Annotated in this window: 19 protein-coding genes; all 19 read right to left on the reverse strand. The window is 35.1% G+C overall.

The window, feature by feature from the left end:
- Window positions 1–50: 50 nt before the first annotated feature.
- Window positions 51–2,402 (reverse strand): ATP-dependent DNA helicase, encoded by a 2,352-nt coding sequence (locus AC4BB7_RS11205; RefSeq protein ID WP_490483067.1) that lies wholly within the window; start codon window positions 2,400–2,402, stop codon window positions 51–53.
- A gap of 144 nt (window positions 2,403–2,546) precedes the next feature.
- A complete protein-coding gene (gene argJ, locus AC4BB7_RS11210) occupies window positions 2,547–3,704 on the reverse strand; it encodes a bifunctional glutamate N-acetyltransferase/amino-acid acetyltransferase ArgJ (RefSeq protein WP_490483068.1) in 1,158 nt (385 codons plus the stop codon).
- Between the two features lie 238 nt (window positions 3,705–3,942).
- Complete coding sequence (locus AC4BB7_RS11215) at window positions 3,943–4,626, reverse strand: Bax inhibitor-1/YccA family protein (RefSeq protein WP_490483069.1); 684 nt, start codon at window positions 4,624–4,626, stop codon at window positions 3,943–3,945.
- On the reverse strand, window positions 4,619–5,101 hold the full coding sequence (locus AC4BB7_RS11220) for a MaoC family dehydratase (protein ID WP_086313588.1): 483 nt from the start codon (window positions 5,099–5,101) through the stop codon (window positions 4,619–4,621). The genes AC4BB7_RS11215 and AC4BB7_RS11220 overlap by 8 nt, the downstream gene beginning before the upstream one ends.
- 124 nt (window positions 5,102–5,225) lie before the next feature.
- Entirely contained in the window at window positions 5,226–6,563 is a 1,338-nt protein-coding gene (gene murC, locus AC4BB7_RS11225; RefSeq protein ID WP_490483070.1) for a UDP-N-acetylmuramate--L-alanine ligase, read from the reverse strand.
- 245 nt (window positions 6,564–6,808) lie between these two features.
- Window positions 6,809–7,708 carry a hypothetical protein gene (locus AC4BB7_RS11230; RefSeq protein WP_490483071.1) on the reverse strand — a complete coding sequence of 300 codons (900 nt, stop codon included), beginning with the start codon at window positions 7,706–7,708 and terminating at the stop codon, window positions 6,809–6,811.
- Between the two features lie 182 nt (window positions 7,709–7,890).
- Window positions 7,891–9,189, reverse strand: coding sequence for an asparagine--tRNA ligase (gene asnS / locus AC4BB7_RS11235; protein WP_034682849.1), 1,299 nt, complete (start codon window positions 9,187–9,189; stop codon window positions 7,891–7,893).
- 49 nt (window positions 9,190–9,238) lie between these two features.
- Complete coding sequence (locus AC4BB7_RS11240) at window positions 9,239–10,429, reverse strand: pyridoxal phosphate-dependent aminotransferase (protein WP_086313591.1); 1,191 nt, start codon at window positions 10,427–10,429, stop codon at window positions 9,239–9,241.
- 120 nt (window positions 10,430–10,549) lie between these two features.
- On the reverse strand, window positions 10,550–11,056 hold the full coding sequence (locus AC4BB7_RS11245) for a cell wall elongation regulator TseB-like domain-containing protein (RefSeq protein WP_490483072.1): 507 nt from the start codon (window positions 11,054–11,056) through the stop codon (window positions 10,550–10,552).
- A 76-nt stretch (window positions 11,057–11,132) separates the two neighbouring features.
- Complete coding sequence (locus AC4BB7_RS11250) at window positions 11,133–13,901, reverse strand: helicase C-terminal domain-containing protein (protein WP_490483073.1); 2,769 nt, start codon at window positions 13,899–13,901, stop codon at window positions 11,133–11,135.
- 420 nt (window positions 13,902–14,321) lie between these two features.
- Entirely contained in the window at window positions 14,322–14,579 is a 258-nt protein-coding gene (locus AC4BB7_RS11255) for a hypothetical protein (protein WP_490483074.1), read from the reverse strand.
- An 86-nt stretch (window positions 14,580–14,665) separates the two neighbouring features.
- Window positions 14,666–14,917: a hypothetical protein gene (locus AC4BB7_RS11260; RefSeq protein ID WP_490483075.1), complete on the reverse strand. Its 252-nt coding sequence runs from the start codon at window positions 14,915–14,917 to the stop codon at window positions 14,666–14,668.
- Between the two features lie 14 nt (window positions 14,918–14,931).
- Window positions 14,932–16,233 (reverse strand): hypothetical protein, encoded by a 1,302-nt coding sequence (locus tag AC4BB7_RS11265; RefSeq protein ID WP_490483076.1) that lies wholly within the window; start codon window positions 16,231–16,233, stop codon window positions 14,932–14,934.
- A 16-nt stretch (window positions 16,234–16,249) separates the two neighbouring features.
- Window positions 16,250–16,795, reverse strand: a complete 546-nt coding sequence (locus tag AC4BB7_RS11270; protein ID WP_490485143.1) for a hypothetical protein — start codon at window positions 16,793–16,795, stop codon at window positions 16,250–16,252.
- 540 nt (window positions 16,796–17,335) lie between these two features.
- Window positions 17,336–17,935 carry a hypothetical protein gene (locus AC4BB7_RS11275; RefSeq protein ID WP_086313597.1) on the reverse strand — a complete coding sequence of 200 codons (600 nt, stop codon included), beginning with the start codon at window positions 17,933–17,935 and terminating at the stop codon, window positions 17,336–17,338.
- Window positions 17,936–18,147: 212 nt separating this feature from the next.
- Entirely contained in the window at window positions 18,148–18,444 is a 297-nt protein-coding gene (locus AC4BB7_RS11280) for a hypothetical protein (RefSeq protein WP_490483077.1), read from the reverse strand.
- Between the two features lie 528 nt (window positions 18,445–18,972).
- Complete coding sequence (locus tag AC4BB7_RS11285) at window positions 18,973–19,113, reverse strand: hypothetical protein (RefSeq protein WP_490483078.1); 141 nt, start codon at window positions 19,111–19,113, stop codon at window positions 18,973–18,975.
- 229 nt (window positions 19,114–19,342) lie between these two features.
- A complete protein-coding gene (locus AC4BB7_RS11290) occupies window positions 19,343–19,762 on the reverse strand; it encodes a VOC family protein (RefSeq protein ID WP_490483079.1) in 420 nt (139 codons plus the stop codon).
- A 133-nt stretch (window positions 19,763–19,895) separates the two neighbouring features.
- A complete protein-coding gene (locus AC4BB7_RS11295) occupies window positions 19,896–20,621 on the reverse strand; it encodes a YcjF family protein (protein ID WP_490483080.1) in 726 nt (241 codons plus the stop codon).
- Between the last annotated feature and the right edge of the window lie 85 nt (window positions 20,622–20,706).

The raw sequence follows: 20,706 nt of genomic DNA on the forward strand, positions 1-20,706 counted from the left end.
GTTTTAGTATAACAGCAAGTGACATTTTTTCCTATCATCAGTTGTTTAAGTCATTGCCAGAAATCTTGCATCAGCTGTTTTGTCCGCTCATGAGAAAAAGATGTTTGGACCTGATTCCAATGAGGTGGAAAGAGACGTTGAACAGGCGGTGTTGAAAACCGCTGATCCAAAAGTAATACGACTCCTTTATCATCAGTATCTCTGATAACTCGACCTGCCGCTTGCAAAACTTTATTCATCCCAGGTATCTGGTACGCAAATTGAAAGCCTTGATTTTTTTCCTGATCATAATACCCTTTGATCAGCTCTTGTTCATGATTGATTTGCGGCAGCCCAACTCCCACGATTGCCGTACCGATCAAGCGGCTTCCTTTTAAATCAATCCCTTCTGAAAAAATTCCTCCTAAAACACAAAAACCAACTAAAGTTTCTGTTGGATCCAACTCAAAATCAGCTAAATATGCTTCCCGTTCTGCTTCATTCATCATACTTGCCTGAATTTTGGTTTTGACCTGAGGATTTTTTTGCTGGAATAATTCATAAATGCTATCCATATAGGAATACGATGGAAAGAACACGAAGTAATTTCCCGTTTTTTGCTGGATCATATTCGTCAGACTATCTACAATCTTTTCATGATTATCCGCGCGTTCTTTGTATGTAGTCTGAATGTACTTTTCAATCACTAATAACTGATTTTCTTTTGGAAAAGGACTTGGGATTCGATAACGCAAACTGTCTTCCCCACCACCTAAAATCTCTTGATAGTAATCTAGCGGTGTTAGACTTGCCGAAAATAAAATGCTGGCTTTCCCTTTATCTAGTTTTTGTTGTAATAAATAGTTTGGATCAATACAAAATTGTTTCACGATGATGTCATGATTCTGACAATTTACATACGTACAATAATGATCATCATATCCTTCGCTGATTTTAGTATAATTCAACAATTCAAAATAAACAGATAAGACTTGATTCAGCTCAATATGATCTTGATTTTCCGGAAGCCACTCTTTGATTTTTTCAGCTAATGAATAAGCCGCTTTAACTAGAGAATCAATTGGTCCATGTTGATGTAGAAATTCTTTTCCTTCTTCCTCACAGATCTGTTTGATTTTATCAAATTCTTTTTCGATTTTGCTAAGTGCCCGAACCAGTTTGGTCTGTTTTTTATCAAGTGTTTGTTTCAATGCGGATAGCTTATTTTTAGATAGCTCCGCTGAATACATTTCCCGTGAACGATTGACTAAGTTATGCACTTCATCTACCAAAAAAATATTCTCTTTGACTTCAGTCTGGTCCTCAAAAAAACGTCTTAAATAGACAACTGGATCAAATAAATAATTGTAATCACAGATCACTAAATCGCACCACAGACTAACATCTAACGATAATTCAAATGGACATAACGTATGCTTTCGTGCGTAAAATTCAATAACTTCACGGGTAAATTGATGTTCATTATTTAATAAATCCCAGAGTCCTTCATTCAAACGATCATAATAACCATTCGCAAAAGGACAAGCTTCTGGCGTACAATTCCGCTCACTCAAAAAACAAATCTTATCTTTAGCTGTTAGCGTCACACTTTTTAATTTCATATCCTTTTGTTTCATTGCTTCTACTGCATCTTCTGCCACTTGGCGCGTAATCGTTTTAGCAGTTAAATAAAAAACTCTTTCGGCTTGTTCTTCACCGATTGCCTTTAAGGTTGGAAATAAGGTTGAAATGGTCTTACCTGTTCCAGTCGGTGCTTCAACAAAAAGCTTTTTATCACTTAAAATTGTTTTATAGACTGCTACTGCTAATTCTCTTTGTCCTGCTCGGTAGTCTCCATAAGGAAAAGATAAATTCTGTAAAGACTGATTCCGAATTTTACGCCAATTTGCCCTAAAGATCAACCATTGTTCGTATTTTTTGGTCAAGTCATCAAAGAATTCTTCTAGTTCTTCTTTGCTAAATTCTTTTTCTTGGCGAGTAATATCGTCCGTTGTTGTTTGATAATAGGTCAACTGTAATGTAATTGACTCCAAGTCCTCTTGCTGACAATAAATATGTCCATAACACATCACTTGATACCAATACATGTCTATTTGTTCTTCTAACAAATCAGAAAATGCTGGTTCCGATGTTTTGATCTCGTCAATCACTGTCCGTTTTTTATCATCAATAAAAATACCGTCCGCTCGACCTTCAATTATGTATGCTTGATGATTCAATTCTATGTTAATGGCTAATTTAACTTCTTTTTGATAATTTTCACCAGCTTTCTTTTGAAGCTTCCGGTGAATCTTAGCACCTTCTAATGCGGTGTGTTCACTTGTATGCCGAGCATCGATACTGCCTCTGCGTAAAATAAACTCCACTAATCTGCGGACTGCGATTCTTTGCGTATTCTGCATGTTCAACTCCACCTATCCTGCTTTTATTATAGAACATACATTCGCAAAATGAAAGAGGAGAGAACAAAATACAACTACTTTGTCCTCTCCTTATGAAAACTCCTTGTTTCATTTAGTTAAAAGATCACCAATTCACAACATATATCAAGTGGAATAATCACTATTTATTTTGACATATTCATAACTTAAATCACAGCCAATCACTTCAAAATTTTCTACTCCTTGATGTAAATCTACCGTTAAATAGATATCTTCATTTTGTTCGATGTACTCTGTGATTTGATCGATATTTTGTGTTTTTTCCTTGTTATTTGAAAAAATCGGGTATGTTCCATAAAAAATTTCAACTTTATTCTGGTCAAACATCAAGCCGTCGGTTTTACCAAGGGCCATTGCAATTCGACCCCAGTTAGGATCGTTACCAAATAATGCAGTTTTCACTAAAGGAGAGTTGATGATTGATTTCCCAGCATTTTTTGCCTGCTCCTTGGTTTCAGCATTTTTCACTGTGACAAACATTGTCTTCGTAGCACCCTCAGCGTCTTTTACCACATCTAAAGCTAATTCCTTACAAATTTGATTCAACGCCTTTTGTAATTCGCTCGTTTTGATTTCATAATGGCCACTGGCTAAAAGCGCTACAGTGTCACTAGTGCTTGTATCTGTATCGATGCTGATCGTGTTGAAAGATTGGTCAACAGCTACTTTCAACATAGAATGAATCTCTTCTTTCTCAATTTTTGCATCTGTTACAATATAGGCTAACATCGTTGCCATATTGGGTTCAATCATTCCTGAGCCTTTGACAATGCCTAAAATAGTTGCAGCACCAATTTTTAAGCTACGAACTTTGATTCGTTGATCTGTGGTCAAAATAGCATGGGCGAAATCTTCATAGTCTTCTTTGAGGTCGATCGATTCTGTTTCTAAAAAGTCCTCAATAACATCGATTGGTAATTGAGGTCCAATCATCCCTGTAGAGGAAGGCAGAATATTCTCTTTTTTAATCATTAGCTTATCTGATAAGCAGTCTAAAATTTTGTATTCATTTTCTCTCCCTATTATCCCAGTTGCAACATTGGCGATACCACTCGTCACTACAACTGCTTGTAATTCAGCATTTTTCACATGGTCTTTCCCGATAGGTATACATTCGCCACAAAATGTATTCTTTGTAAAAACTGCTGCAGCGTGACAAACATCATCAGCCACGATCAACCCAAAATCTTTTCTTTTTTTCTTGATTCCAACATGCGTTCCATAAAACCTAAATCCCTTTGGTACGTTTTCAAAATTCCCCATCAATAACACCTTCCCGTACATGATCAACTTATATTCAATATAGAACTTTGTTTCTCAATTTTATAAAAGTATAAATCAAAGAGCGGTAATAGTCAATGGATTTTATATCAAAAAATACCAATATAAAGGTTTTTTATGCAAAATAAACACTCGTTTTCGCATAAAATTGTATTCCCAGATCATTTTTATACAAAAAAAGCATCCAGATTTATCTGGATGCTTCATAGTTATCACTTTATTAATTATTTTTACCAAAGATACGCAAGAATGCTATGAATAAATTGATGAAGTCAAGATATAATTGTAACGCCATGAATACAGCGATACCCGTTCCTGGTTGTCCACCAGTTTGCGTATATAAAGTACGAATTTTTTGGTTATCGTATGCTGTGATTCCAGCAAAGATAATGACCATCAAAATTGAAATCAAATAGTCAACGGGTTCACTCTTTAAAACAAAAGCATTTAGGAAAATGGCGATGATCAAACCGATCAAAGCGCTGTATGCTGCGTGTCCCATTGCTGAAAGATCTCGTTTAGTAAAAATACCGATCAACGACATACCGCCAAATGTAGCAGCTGCACTAACAAAGGCCGTTACAATCGTGCCTTCTGTATACATCGCTAAAGTAACTGCTAATGTAATACCATTTAACACAGAGTAAAGGATGAAACCACTGATTGCTAAAGTTGGATTCTTTATAGCTTTAACACCTAAAAAGAGCACTAAAAGCAATTCAGCGATCCAAATACCATAAAAAGCAAAGGGATATTTGGCTAAAAACATCACGATTTCCATAAAAAATACATTTAAAACTAAATAAGATACTACCGCACTGATCCCGATTCCCATCGCTAAAAATGCGTAAATTTTTGAATAGAATTTATTCAAGCCAACATTGGCTACTGCTCCATTATTCATCTATATTTCCTTCTTTCTCCTCTAAATCCGCTAATGTCACTTGAGGTGGCTGAACCATTACGACCGCATCAAGTACTCGATCTTCTTCTTCATTGACCGCTTCAATCGAAATCGTCACAACATCTTTCATCTTATCTACCTTGATCACTTCAAATTGAAATGTCAGTGTCTCATAATGAAAAACTGGTTCTACGAAGTTCACTGAAAAATTGACCACATGAGAGCCAGGACCAGGTAAATGTTTTGAAATTGCACTGGTAATGATTCCCATCAACATAATCGATGGAACGATTGGTTTGCCATATTCTGTTTTTTGGGCATAATCATGTTGGATATATAAGGGATTGGCATCGTTGGTTAAGCCCAAATAAAGAAGCAAGTCTTTATCTTCGATCGATTCGGTTAAAGACAGCGAATCGCCTTCCTCAATATCTTCGATGGTTTTGCCTAATTTTCTCGGTTTTCCGATATTCAAATTAGTACACCTCCACTAATGATAAGATAATTGTACCAAAATGACGACAAAAGGCAAGTTAAAAAGAAGAGGCTTCAACAAATCGTAAAATACGTTTGCTGAAACTTCTTCTTCAAGTTTATTTTTATAGAACACTTCTAGTTGTGTTGCTTAATAGCGTTTCATAAGCCTGTTCAAATTTTTGAACATCTCCAGCTCCCATGAAGACCATCACAGCATTTTCATGGTCTAAAAGCGGAGACACATTATCTTCTTTTATAACTTGGCCGCCTTTTTGAATTTTATTTCCTAAATCCTCGATTTTCACATCGCCCTGTTGTTCTCTAGCAGATCCAAAAATATCACAAAGATAAACAGCATCGGCTAAATCCAACGCCTCAGCAAATTCATCCATCAATGCAATCGTACGAGTGAATGTGTGCGGTTGAAAAACGGCAATGATTTCTTTATCAGGATACTTTTGACGAGCACCATCGATCGTTGCAATAATTTCAGTTGGATGATGTGCATAATCATCAACAATGATCATGTCAGAAACTTTTTTCTCTGTAAAACGACGTTTGACACCTTCAAATGTCAGCATTTCCTCAGCCACTTTTTTCATATCTAACTTTTCAAAATAAGCTACAGCAATCACACCTAATGTATTCATGATATTATGTTGCCCAAAAGCAGGTAAGACAAAGTGCCCAACAAATGTGTCATGGTGATAAACATCAAAAGAAGATCCTTGTGTTGTCCGCTCAATGTTCTTAGCTTGAATATCATCATCCTGTGCTAATCCATAATAATAAACTGGGACATCCGTTTTTAATTGACGTAAATATTTATCATCACCATAAGCAAAAATCCCTTTTTTTACTTGTTCAGCCATAGTCTGAAAAGCCGAGAATACATCTTCAATACTCTTAAAATAATCAGGATGATCAAAATCAATATTCGTCATGATTGCGTAATCTGGTGAATATGCTAGAAAATGACGGCGATACTCGCACGCTTCAAAAGCAAAAAATTCAGCATTTGGATCACCATGACCCGTTCCATCACCGATCAAATAACTTGTTGGTGCAATCCCTGTCAACACATGGGAAAGTAACCCAGTTGTGCTTGTTTTCCCATGAGAACCCGTTACAGCAACACTTGTATAAGGTTGAATAAAACGGCCAATAAAATCGTGATAACGAATAATTTCGGCTCCTAATTCTTTTGCACGTACCAATTCTTCATGAGTGTCAGGAAATGCATTTCCTGCAATAACAGTCATATCTTTTGTAATATTATCAGCATTAAACGGTAAAATAGTAATACCAGCTTTTTCCAAATCACGTTGTGTGAAGAAATATTCATCTACATCGGATCCTTGCACTTGATAGCCTTTTTCAAACAATACGAGTGCCAATGAACTCATTCCAGATCCTTTGATCCCAACAAAATGATGTAATTTATTTTCTTGATTGCTCATCTTAATCCTCTTCTCTTAAAGTCTATATAAAACGTAGCTTTTTTAAACAGTTTTCAATCGTACGCAATCCATTATCGTATATAATTGTGAAATAATCAACTAAAAAAAACGCCTAATCGTTTATTTTACAACAATAAAAAGGCTTCTAGCAGCATTTTTACTGGGTCAAGTTCTGTCTAGCCGATTATAAAGAATCACAGTAAAAAGCTGAGACAAAACCTATTTGGCTTTGTCTCAGATCTTTTTCACTTAAAATACTTACTATTCTCTAATTCCATACTTGAATCTTTAATAATACCACTCAAGGACTTATCTAAAATACCCTTTTTTTTCTCATGTTCTGCTTCTGCTACTTTTTGACCGTATGCAGTTTGGCTTTTAGCATTTTCTTTCGCCGTCTTCAGCTCTTTTCTAGAACGCGGCAACGTGTGACTAATATCTTCTTCTTTTCCAAATCGTTCCATATCAGGTTTGATTTGTTGGTATTGACGTCTTGTTACAGGAATTTCAGGTGAGTCTTTTGGAATGTTAAATTTTTGAACAGTCGGATCTTCATTCCCCTTCACTTGAAATGCCGCTGGTTCATCGTCAAAAAGCAAGTACGAATTTTGATCTTTTTTCATTGCTTCTGCCAATTCTTGCTCAGTCAAAGCTGGTGCTTTTTCTTCTGGAATGACAGACGCTGGAATATACTTTGGTACAAAATAAGAACGAGTATCATAAGTAAAATCCTTTGAAAAAGCTGCTTTGTTTTTATTAGAAGATTGTTGAGAACCAAAACCGTAAGAATTTCTTTTTGGCATATTACCAAATAGATTATTTTTTTGCTTTGGTGACGTTGTTTTATTATGAGTCATCATATAATTCGGCAGATTGGATTTGTGACGTGCCAATTCTGCAACTTGTTCCTGACTATGAGAAACATGTTGATTATTTGTTTGTGTTGGTTGTTTGTGCAACATTGGTTGGACGTTTATCGGATCTATTACTGGTGTACTTTGTTGAGATTGTGTTGGTGTTTTAGAGAGCATTGGTTCTTCTTGAAACAATGTTCGTTTATTTTCAGAAACTAATTTCACGCCTAATTCATCGTCATAAGCTGGAAAACGAAAATGTTTTCTTTTGATTTGAGTTGGGTTTTCCATTCGAGTCATTCCTTTATTCTACTTTCTGTCAATTCTACCATAAAAAAGCGGAATTCTAAACAATTTACCTTACTTTTTCTTTTTTATTATTGTAATTTTATTTGAACCTTTTAATTTCCATAAAAAGTAGTCGCTGAAACAAAGCATAATGCTTCGTTCAACGACTAACTGAATGTTTATTTCTATGGGTAAATACGGTTCAACAAACGTGGGAATGGACTTGCTTCACGAACATGTTCAATGCCTGCCAACCATGTAACGGTACGCTCTAATCCTAGTCCAAAGCCTGAGTGTGGAACGGAACCGTAACGACGTAAATCTAAATACCAAGAATATTCTTTTTCATCTAGATTGTGGTTACGAATTTGTTCCAATAAGTAATCATGGTCAATAGCTCTTTCAGAACCGCCGATGATTTCGCCGTAGCCTTCTGGTGCGATCATATCCGCACAAATCACAACATCATCACGAGTTGGATGTGGTTTCATATAGAAAGCTTTGATCGCTTTTGGATAGTTCAAAATGAAAACTGGTCGGTCAAATGAGTTGGCGATAAATGTTTCATGCGGGGAACCAAAATCATCGCCCCATTCAATATCATCAAATCCATTTTTCTTCAATAATTCAACTGCTTCATCATATGAAATACGCGGGAATGGTAATTGCGTATATTTTTTCAAGACTTCTCTATCACGTTCTAACACGTCTAATGCGTGATCACAATTGTCCAATACACTTTGAACTAAGAACGCTACGTATTGTTCTTGGACTTCTAAACTTTCTTCTTGATGCATGAAGGCCATTTCTGGTTCAATCATCCAGAACTCGATCAAGTGACGACGCGTTTTTGATTTTTCCGCTCTAAATGTTGGTCCAAATGAGAACACTTTACCAAACGCTAAGGCTGCTGCCTCCATGTATAATTGTCCACTTTGAGATAAATAGGCTTTTTGATCAAAATAATTTGTTTCAAATAGATCAGTTGTACCTTCTGCTGTACTGGCAGTTAAAATAGGTGGATCGATTTTAACAAAATTATTGTTATTGAAAAATTCATAGGTTGCACGAATAATTTCATTACGAATTTGCATGATTGCATGCTGACGTGAAGAACGCAACCATAAATGACGATGATCCATTAAAAAGTCTGTGCCATGCTCTTTAGGTGTAATCGGGTACTCATGACTTTCACCAATTACTTCAATCCCTGTAACACCAATTTCATAACCAAATTTTGAGCGGCTGTCTTCTCTGATTTCACCAGTAATCCAAACTGATGTTTCTTGTGTTAAGCTTTTCGCTAATTGAAAGACTTCCTCTGGGACTTCACTTTTTACTACAATCCCTTGAAAATAAGCTGTTCCATCACGTAATTGTAAAAACGCAATTTTTCCACTTGAACGTTTGTTAGCGATCCAAGCTCCTATTTTTACTGTTTCCCCTACATGATTTTTTGAATCAATAATTTGAATTTGTTCCACAATCGTCTCTCCATTCATTTATTCTTTTACCTATCCCGAATTAAGTAATTTACTTCGTTGATTTTTTTTCGATGAATGCTGCAATTCGTTTAACTGCTTCTTTTAATGTATCTAAATCCGTTGCATAACTGATCCTAACATTTTCTGGAGCGCCAAACCCTGCACCTGTTACAAGTGCAACTTGTGCTTCTGCTAATAAATCATCCACCCATTTAGTGACATCCGTATAGCCGCACATCGTTAATGTTTCTTTGATATTTGGAAATAGGTAAAATGCACCGTGAGGTTTTTCCAATTTGAATCCAGGTAACGCTGCAAACAACGGATAAATCTCATTTAATCGTGCTTCAAAAGCTTTTCTCATGGTTTCAACCGTGTCTTGCTCGCCAACTAAAGCTTCGATTGCCGCATATTGGCTAACAGCTGTTGGATTACTTGTTGATTGTGATGCGATATCATTCATTGCCGAAATGATCGTTTCATCCCCCACCGCATAACCGATACGCCAGCCTGTCATGGCATAGCTTTTAGAAACTCCGTTGATAATGATCGTTTGTTTTTTGATTGCTTCAGACACTGTCGCAATCGGTGTAAAGGTAGCACCATTATAAACAAGTCTACCATAAATATCATCTGATACGATCAAGACATCATTTAGTACCGCCCATTCACCAATTTTACGCAATTCAGCTTCAGAATAAATCATTCCTGTAGGATTGGAAGGAGAATTTAAAATCAATAATTTCGTCTTATCCGTTCTAGCTTCTTCTAATTGTTCTACAGTCACTTTAAATTCTTTTTCCTGAGCACATGAGATAAAAACAGGTACACCTTCAGCTAACTTAACTTGTTCCCCATAGCTTACCCAGTAAGGGACTGGAATGATCACTTCGTCATTTGGATTTAATACCGCTTGAAAAAGGAGATATAACGCAAATTTGGCGCCATCTGTCACGATCACATTATTTGCTTGATAATCCAGTTGATAATATGTTTTGATATGTTTTACTACAGCTTCACGTAACTCTTTGATACCTGCTGATGGCGTATAATAGCTAGCTTTTCCACTTTCGATCGCTTGAATTGCCGCTTTCTGTATATTTTTAGGTGTAGTAAAATCCGGTTCACCAACTGTTAAACTTAAAACATCTTTGCCGGAAGCTTTTAACGCATTGGCTTTAGCGGCAGCAGCTAGCGTAACAGAGGGTTCTAATTTTTGTGCTCGATTCGATATTTCCATAGTATCGCTCCATTCATTTTTTATCAACAAGAAGGATGAACCAATTCGATCTATAAAGTCAAATCCGAATTGAGTGTTGCTTTGCCACTCTTCATCCAATCGCTTCTATAAACTGTCTCGTCAGACATTTTTAATGACCATGATCTCTTCAGCTTTTTCAAATGATAATAAATAGTAATTTAATGATCCATCATCATTTTTTGTAATGACTTCCCACGTAGGTTTATCATTATACAGTCCTAAACTGATTTTTTGGATATCTTTTTCTTTATAATCTGTTTCAATGATCTGGCGGATATGTCCTTCTTCTACGCCGTCTTTTTGATTTAGGACAGTGACTTTTTCTCCTGATTTAGGAATGATTACGGCCAGTGATTCTCCTTTATCGTCTTTACCTGTCACACTAAAATAGGTTTCTTTTCTAGTAAACCAGTAAAAATTATCGACGGTTTCCAAATGTGCATATTCTTTCGCAATTTCTGTTGCTTCTCTTTTCGCCTGTGTTCGTGGATGTGTTGAACGAATATAAAAAATAGTTATCATCACAATAATCACTAATAAAAACGCAATGACACTTATTAGGATCTTGGTTTTCCTTGATTCACGTTGATCTTCTTGTTCTTGCAATCGCCTCGCCCTTTCCAAACTTACTGGCTACCATTATAGCAGAAAATCAGTTTGATTTAATAGATAGCAGATAAATTTATTTATTTAAAAATTCTTTTAGCTCTGACGTTATTTCCTCTAATGTTTCTTCTTTTACTGTTAAATCTTTTGGCAATGCTTTTAACATGCGCTTACCGTATTTTGCCGTCACCAAACGTCTGTCCAAAACAACTAATGCTCCTTTGTCACCATCAGAGCGAATCAAACGTCCTAAAGCTTGACGCAACCGTAGTGCTGCTTTTGGTAAAGCCTCATGAGTAAAAGGATTGATTCCTTTTTCTTCAAGGTAGTCATAACGTGCTTTGACGAAAGGTCGTTTAGGATTTTCAAATGGTAATCGTGTCACAATCAACAGTGATAATGCTTCTCCAGGCAAATCGACGCCTTCCCAAAAACTGTCAGCGCCCAATAACACACTATTTTTTGAATGAGCAAAACGTTTCAAGATTTTTTCTCGGCTACCACTGATTCCTTGTGCTAAAAGATCTCTCCCCGCATTTAAAAAATGAGGATGCAAACGATAATAAACGCTAGATAAAATCTCATGTGATGTAAATAGTACCAGTACAGAACGATCTTGCTCTTGTGATAATTCTTGGATCACAGAGGCAATATATGCGGAAAATTCTGCAGGATTGGCTTGGCTGATCGTAATAGCTTCTGAAGGAATATACAAGCGAGCATTTTGCTCATAATCATAAGGATCAGGCAATGTTTTAAACAAAACATCTGTCAAACCCAATTTATTTGGCAAATACTTCTTATCATTGCCAAATTTTAACGTTCCACCCGTGTATAAAATCCGTTGATACCGATCATACCAAGTTGTTTCAGGCAAAATACTTGCTTCTAAATCATTGATTGCAAGTAACCCATAGCCTTGAGGTGTCGAGCTGTATTCTTTGATCCAGCGCGGATGCCATTCATTGACATAAATATCAAAACATTCATACAAAAATACGATGCGTTCAAAAAATTGCAATAGACTGACAAATATAATCCGCTCAGACGCTGTATACTTTTCTAGTTGTTCAACAATCGACTGCTGCAATCTAGTTTGAATTTCCTGCATTTCAGTTAAAAGAACTTCGATTTTTTGAATTGACGTTTCTCCATTTAAAGACAAATGATCGAACAATGGTTTCGTTAACAAAACGGCCTCTAAACTGGGTTGCTTTTCATTTTGAAACAGCTGGTTTAGTTCATAGAATAAATCACTAAATTCTTCTACTAAATCATTTAACGCTTTAGAGTAAATACGTAATAGTCGCTGTTCTTGTGTTTCTGATTTAAAAATTTGATTGACTTGATCAAACAACTGGTCTTCTTCCAGATAAAGATTTGCCTGTTTTTTAAATGAAACATAGTTAAACTGACGATTCGCAATTTTCCCAGCAATATCTGGTAAATGGTGTGCTTCATCAATGATCAAATACGAACTTTTAGGTAACAGCGGGATTTCTCTAAGGGTTTCTTGTGCCAAAAATGCATGATTAACGATCAGTACATTACTTTGTCGAACTTTTTTATAAAGAAAACGCACAAAATCCTCTTGGTACAGCGAATCCTGATCAGATAAAAAATCAATCCCGCGATGTGCGACATCACGCCAAAAAACATGATTAAAATTTGTCAGTTGTAATTCATCAAGATCGCCAGTCTCAGTGTCTACCAGCCAAACTAAAACCCCCATCTGATACAAAGCATATTGTTTTTGCTGTACAGGGTTCTTCAGTGTGGCTTTAAACCGCTGCAAATCGATATAATGACGATGGCTTTTGATAATCACTGCTTTGATCGGTTTAGGGCAAATTTGATTGGCTAACGGAATATCTTTTTCAGTCAATTGATTTTGTAAAACAATCGAAACAGTACTAATAATAACTGGATTTTCTGGTGTTGCTAAATAACTTAGCGGGAATAAATAGCCTAATGTTTTTCCTGTTCCAGTAGCTGCTTCAATAAATAAATTTTTAGTTTCATCCTTTGTAAAATGATCATATACTAAGTTCATCATGCGGCTTTGTTCTGAGCGATAGCCGATTACATTTGAAAAAACTTTTTCTTTGGCCTTTTTCTTTTGCGGAAAAATAGGCTTTCCGTATAATTTTTCTTCAAATAGTGGCACTTCTTTTCTTCTTAATGCAATTCCAGAAACTACATGTTGTTCTTTTGCTAAAGGTTGAATAGTTTGTTTCATTTCTTCATAGATATGATGAATATAAGAGCTAGTATCCATACCTGTTTGTTGACTCAAGCGGTCAATTGCTTCCATTGTGATCAGCGGCAAGCGACGCATTTTGGCTTCGATCAAAAGTAAAAGTTCTGCCGTTACTTGGGCATCGCTATCTGCTTGGTGAGGATTATCATGGATCAAGCCTAAGCTTTCAGACAAGTCACCTAAACGGAAACTTTTTTCTGTCGGTAAAAAAATCTGAGCCAGCTCAACTGTATCTATTCCGGGAATTTTTAGTTTTGGCGTACCACAACGGATCAATTCCTGTGTTAAAAAAGAATAATCAAAATAGATATTATGAGCAACAAATACAGTATCAGCCAGCAAGTTGTAAATCGTTAATGCGACATCTTCAAAATAAGGTGCTTTTTGAACACGGGCATTGCTGATGCCAGTAAGTTGTTGAATCTGTTTAGAAATGGCCTGATTTGGATTGATGTCTGTCGCAAAACGGGAAATGATTTCTCCATCTTGGATCAATACACAGCCGAATTGAATAATCCGGTCAACCATTGGATCGGTCCCAGTTGTTTCTAGATCAACTACTGCATATGTCTGTTTTTTCCTCATGGGCTTCCCGCCTTTCCTCTATCCTTGAAAATTATACTACAAAACGGAAGTTTTTTTTAGTGTTAGTTTAAAAGGTTGTAGAATAAGGACTTTTTAGTTGTTTTTTTGCATGCTTTGGTTCTGTTTCTTTTAGAGAATTGACTATCTTTTCTACTCCATAAAAACATATTAGACAAAGACTCCTCTTTGAGTCGACTATCATATAACACTTTAAAGTTATTTCTATCTCCATTTAAGTTGTACTATTTTCTTGATTTTGTTTTTGTCCTAAGAAACAACTTCTAACAGTTCCTTTTCCAGCATCTATTCTAGAGATACATATAATTCAAAAAAAGCTTCTAAATCAAAATAGAAACCCTAATAAATCAAGGTTTCTGTTTGCTTCGTTTTATTAAGTAGTTTTATCGGAAAAGTGTGTTATTAAAATTTATCTAAATTTTCACATTGTTTTTTGAAAGACTCTTTTACTTTTTTCCCGAATTGTCCTTTGATCGAATTCCCCATGCTTTCGGAAACACTTGCCATATTTGTTTTAACTGAAGATAGCTTCACTTCTCCATTTTGTTTCGCTTTTTGTTGATTTGTTTGTTTTTTCTGTTTCATGGAATGACCAATTGCTGACGCGATTGAGTCTTTCTGCGCCTTCTTTTTAAGGTCTTTGGTTACATCATCTAACATTAAAAATCACTCTCTTTCTTCTCTAATTCCTGATCATATAATGTACGAACAGCATGATAATAAGTCTCATCTAACTCCTCTATTTATCACTCAATTTTCTTTCGGTCATGTTGTGCTGCTTCATAGACTTCTTCTTTCAGCCTATCTAACTTATGTACAGCTTGTATAATAAAACCTTGATCTAAAACGTAGTCTTTTAAATAATAATGTGTCATATCTGCAACTTCTTCTACATCACGTATTCCTTGATCTCTTTGAAAAAGAATATCCTCTTCATTCTCTTCCAACTGACGTTTTTTTTTTAGATAATCTGTTTTTAATACTTCTTGTTGATCCATATGAACACCTCATTCTAGAAAAGTTGACTAGCTAAATTTTTATCACTTTGAACAAGTTTATCAATCCCTGATTTAATTTCTGAAACGAGACTGTCAAAACTCTCACCCAATTGTATGGCTTTAGTGATCTGTTCTTTATAAAAAATTATAGGTTCGGTTACAATACTGGCTTCTGTTGCTCCGACTGAAGCCAAGGCATCAATAATTTCAGATTCATTTAACTCTGTTCCGATTGAACGAGCATGCTGAAGCCCTTCTACCCAAACTTCTTTAGCTTCTGTAATCGCATCTTGATAGATTGTGATCACATCAATTAGTCCGTCTTTCATCGTCTGAGAGGCAGTCGTTACAACTAATAAAGCTTCACTGTTATCCAAATAGATTTCTTCATTCTTCGATAAGCCACCGCCACTAGATTTTAGTTTTTTTCTCAATTTTTTGAGTTCAGAAAGATCTGCTATCCGATAAGATCCATATAATTTTAAATACTCTTTTACACGCGCTTTCGCTTCCTCATCGTCACCTGTCCAAAATTTGCCATCACCATTTTTTTTGGCCCAATTTTTGGCAGCCAGCTCTACTTGCGCTTTTGTCATACCATGGGCAAAGATACCATCCTTGGCTAAACGATCTAAATTTAGCGTATCCCCGTCAAAGTATTTAGCAAGGGTATTATGTTCATTGAATCCTATTCCTTCAATACGTGACACAGTTCCATACGTATGATCACGACCAGAAAAATTCGCCCAAGAATCGTTTTGATATCGTTTCAACATTTCGGGATTACTTTTCAACCATTTCAGTTGATCATCTGTGAGCGTTCCAAACTGATCTCGTCCCCAGTCATCAAAACTTGTTGTTTGAAAGCCCATTTCTTTACCATATTCTGCGGCCATTTTCATCATGTAACCACCAGATTGACTAAAACCAGCAACGTCAGTAATCGACCCGTTCTGTTTGGCTATTTTATCTTGTGTTTCGTTTAAAAAAGCTTGTGCACCTTCATATTCCCCTGAAAGGCCGCCTGTCAAAGCACCACCTGCAGTACCAAAACCGTTGGCTCCAGTATCATTATGCATATTGGTTCCAGCGTACACAACAGCTACATTGTTATAGTCAGGTTTCCCATTGACGATAGGGGCGATAGCCATTGCATTTAGTTGGCTGTCTTCATCGCTGGCTGCTTTGTTTAGGATTTGGTAGTCTACATTTTTTCCTTGAATATTCAATTTAACTTTATTTGTGTCAGTCTGAACAGTTTCTTTTGTGGTATCAATTGCTTTAGCCAAGACCTCTGTTGTGATTTCGTTACTCATCTGTTTTCCACCGTCCTTAATAAGTCAACTTATGAATTTCTAAATTATAAATAATCTCCGCATTGGTGCTACCTGGAGAAGCTTTTTTGATTCTTTCAAATGCTCGCTTTTCTTTTTCGTTTACCTTTAAATTTTTTACATCAGGGTCATCACTATATGCATAAATAGCATTGTGTATTCCAGTTGCAACTGAAATATCAATATTACTGGGATTCAACACAGAGATTCCATCGTATTCATATAAAACATATTTTTTTAAGTCATCATCATATTCTGTTTCATCAGATAGGCGAAACTCCATTGTAAAATAACTATCTTTTGAAATATATACGTGAACATTGCTATTTACATAGTTCCCCAAAATAGAAGCGCCAAAAACAGGAGAACTTCGCCATTCTACACCAATCCCTTGCCACTCGATTTTTTCAATGCCTTCATAATTTTTAACCAAATAATCTGTTACATAGTTTTGGATAAGTTCAATCCCATCTTGATAACTTTTTTCTACTGCTTTTTTATCCATATATTTTTTCCCTCCTAATAAAATAATAATTACGATCATTCCTAATAATATTGCTAAAATCCACTTCTTTTTCACCGCTTCACCACCTAATTCAATACTCCGTTATTCAAGAGTAACAATATAGAAGACATATAGCAATATTTTTTTTACTACTATTTTCATGGCTATCTATGTATCTTACTTTCTTCTATACTATGATTCTAAATTGGTTTTCTTCTGTACCTTATGTATTTGGTTCTATGATAATTTAATGAAATCTCCAACTATCGGCACTATATCCTTTTATCAGATTCAGTTATCATCTGTATAAAGAAAGGGTTTACAAAATATTTTTTCTGTAAATTCTGGTAAGAAGACTGAAACAAAGCCACAAACCGCGTACTCTTCATCCTAAGAAGAAACATCTTTATATACATCACCATTTTTATAAAGATATTCACCCATTTTATGGTTTTGACACATTTTCTACATTCTTTTTGGGAAAATTATTATTTAAACATACTGTTATATTGAAGCTATAGCCAGAACAATCTATAAATTTTAATGGCACTATTTTCTTCTTGCTTAAATTTTTAGTTTCTATTTCTTTACAACTTCAATAGGTACTTCAAATTCAATATAGTCAAACGGGCCTGCTCCACCTCCATTAACCTCTATATCATAATCATACCGTATAATCACACTATCTCCTATTTCAATAAGTTCACCAATAGTAAGAGCCGCTGTAGCATGACCTTGAGTTCCTAAAGTTGCTTCAGTAGACTCCATTCCATTTGCCCCGTGTTTAATTGCTTGTCCTTTCATTGTAAATAGCTCCACACCAGAGAAACTTATTTCAAATGCTTTAGGATAATCAATATTTTTATAATTCATCTCTACCTCAATAGAATCATATTTATTTACTGAATTGGGATACAATTGTCCTTTTGCTTTTTTCACAGAAATTTCAATTACAGGTTTTGTATTTTCATAAATGACTGCTGTCTCATTTATTTTATGTCTTCTCTTTTTTACAGTATATTTAATCTCACGTCCAACCTCTTGTATTCCACTCATAAAGGTTAATCCATCTTCCAATAATTCTCTTGCTTCTGATTCTCTGGTTTCATTTTCTACATTAGAACAAGACGTAAGCATTAACAGCGTGACACAAAAACATAGCATAATTACTTTTCTCATATATCCTCCATATTTTAATAGACATTCTATTTTATCTTATTTCGTGATTTTTTCTCCAGAATTTATTTCTTGTTGGAATAATTATCTTTTCTTATTATTAGACAGAGCAAATGCTATAGAACTGAAAAAATCTGCAATTGCTGTGAAAAACTCTTCCATATAGTTCATCAATCCTTATTTTTATCCTTTTTGAGAGTTTATTAAAATTATAATTAAGATACCTTATAAATAAGTGAGCGTACTTTTTGCGTCAAGTCTCTGTAAGTTTCTTCATCAATTATTGTATTTTCATAGTCCAAGCGAAGCGTATCAATTTTTTTATTTGCTGTAGATAGAAGTGCTTTTTTTACCATCTTTTTATATCCGACAGCTACAAAAATGAGCCACGGAAATAGCCCCATCATTCCTCCATCTTCATTATTTATATACAAAAATAAGTAAATAATGTAACCAGCTATTGTTAAAAAGATAGCTATTATTTCATTGATCCTTTTCAAGACTTTCTTCAAATTAACCTACGCTTTCACTCTATACTTATACCACATGTATAATATAATCATAATGAATGAAAAAGGAATTGTTACTATCAATCCTGTAATGCCACATACTATAAAAAGCAACGGATACGCCCCTAGTCCATTTTCAAATGACTTTAAATTGGGAAATAGAGAAAAAATAACTAACAAAATAGACGTTGGAATAATGAGTATAAATAAATTAATCGCTAGTAAAACTTGGCTTACAATAAAAATTTTTTTCATTTACTCTCCTTCCTGATTCTTTCTGGAATCATCGATATTTTTTTACCTTTTAGTTGCCCGTATCTGTTAACGAGCCTTTTTGCCATTTAAGTTGGGATTTCTATACTATTAATTTCAGGCTAAATAAATCAGAGCATCTTTTCGATCAATCATTTATTATAACATTTAATCTATAACTATCTACATTAATTAGTAAAATGCGATTAGAATCGCTCTCTGATCATTATATTTTTTTCCTGATACCTATAGAGTGTTGAAGAAGAAATACCAGTCATTTCATGAATTTCTTACCCCAAATATTATTTTGTATCCTGTTAAACTAACAGCTTGTTGAATCTTTTTCTCCGATACTTTAAGACGATCACCGATAACGCCGTTTTTTCCTTGCCCTTTTATGACCTTCTCTAGTACGTTCAACTAACAAGTTCCTCTCAAACTATGTGAAACATTGAACAAAAACTAACATCACCTTACCTTTTGACGTGATCGACTTGTTTTTGTCCCACTAATTTTCCCATTAACATGGGAATGAAAATGGAAAATATTAAAGTGGCTAGGACATCACTTGCCGAGTGATGTCCTAGCCACAAGGAATCCAAATAGGCGATGGAAACAGAAGTAACACCTTCGGAAATAAGTTCAACTTCTATATTCGCCCACTCATTGGATGTTGGTCATTAAACTGTACTAAATCCCATAAATTACCATATAGATCTTTAAAAACAGCCACAATTCCATAGTCAGCTTCTTTAGGTTTTCTAACAAATTCGATTCCATTTGCGACCATGTCCTTGTAATCTCTATAAAAATCGTCGGTACCTAAAAATAAAAATACTCGTCCGCCTGCTTGATTTCCAATAAAATCACGCTGAATTGGTTTCGACGCTTTTGCTAATAAAATTGTCGTTCCTTTTGAATTGGGAGGAGAGACTACTACCCATCTCTTGTCTTGTTCTGGCTGATATGTGTCTTCTATTAAAGTGAAATGAAGTTTTTGAGTGTAAAACGCTATTGCTTGGTCATAATCTTCGATAACTAATGCAATGTGTACGATCGATTGTTTCATAAATAAAAGCTCCTTTTTAAATCTAGAAATTCTGATTCATCATTCTTTCTCTTTTGAGGTTAAGACCCACGACCGCTTCTTATGATGATGTTTAGCTTTATCATTACATCCATTCTTAATTTTCTAGTAAGTATTATTTTGTTTTTTTACTAGAATTTTGTACAGCTTTTAACAATGTTTGAAATTGACCTTTAAATGTCATCGTTTGCTCAAAAATATCTTCGCCGTCATTTAACATTTTGACAGTCACCCATCCTAGTGTTTCTGTAATTGTACTTGCAACAGTCGCATTAATTGCAGCCCCCGCTACAGTTCCTACTGCAGGAATAAATTTTATTATATTACCAACGGCACTTTTACCCAAACCAACAACGACAATTTCCTTACCCAAGCTTTTCCCCATGCTCTCAGACCATGATTGCCCAAATATTTTATGTAGACGAGCCATCATTGTTAATTGAACTGGAACTAGTAATAATGCATCGGAAAAAGGAATCGGTGAGCACCCTATAATCGCCGCTGTTAAGGAAGCAGCATGAATCGTTGTATGACACTTTTTACGGGTTTCCGCGTCCACTCCTTTTAAAAACTCATCGAAGATACTATCAAATTGACTTTTACTTTTAGTTAAAATTTTCTCAGCTTGCTCTTTTGATTTTCCATAACTTGCGATGATAATTGATGATGTTTTTTCAGGAAATTTTTTTATCACCTCAGAGAAAAAAGAATCAAACTCTTTCTCATCTGCTTTATTTTCCAAATGAGCAATTTTTTTCTCTTGTTGCTTTTCATGCCCTAATGATTTTTTTAAACGTGAATTTTTGCTCTCTGTAGACTTTTTCTTAAAAATTTTCTTCATCTCTATTCCCTCCATTATATTTAAACAATATAAGCTACATAACTACTGCCAATGATTCTCTTAACACCTCATTCTAATCATACAG

Source organism: Enterococcus sp. AAFC-DPL-5182, from assembly GCF_058216605.1.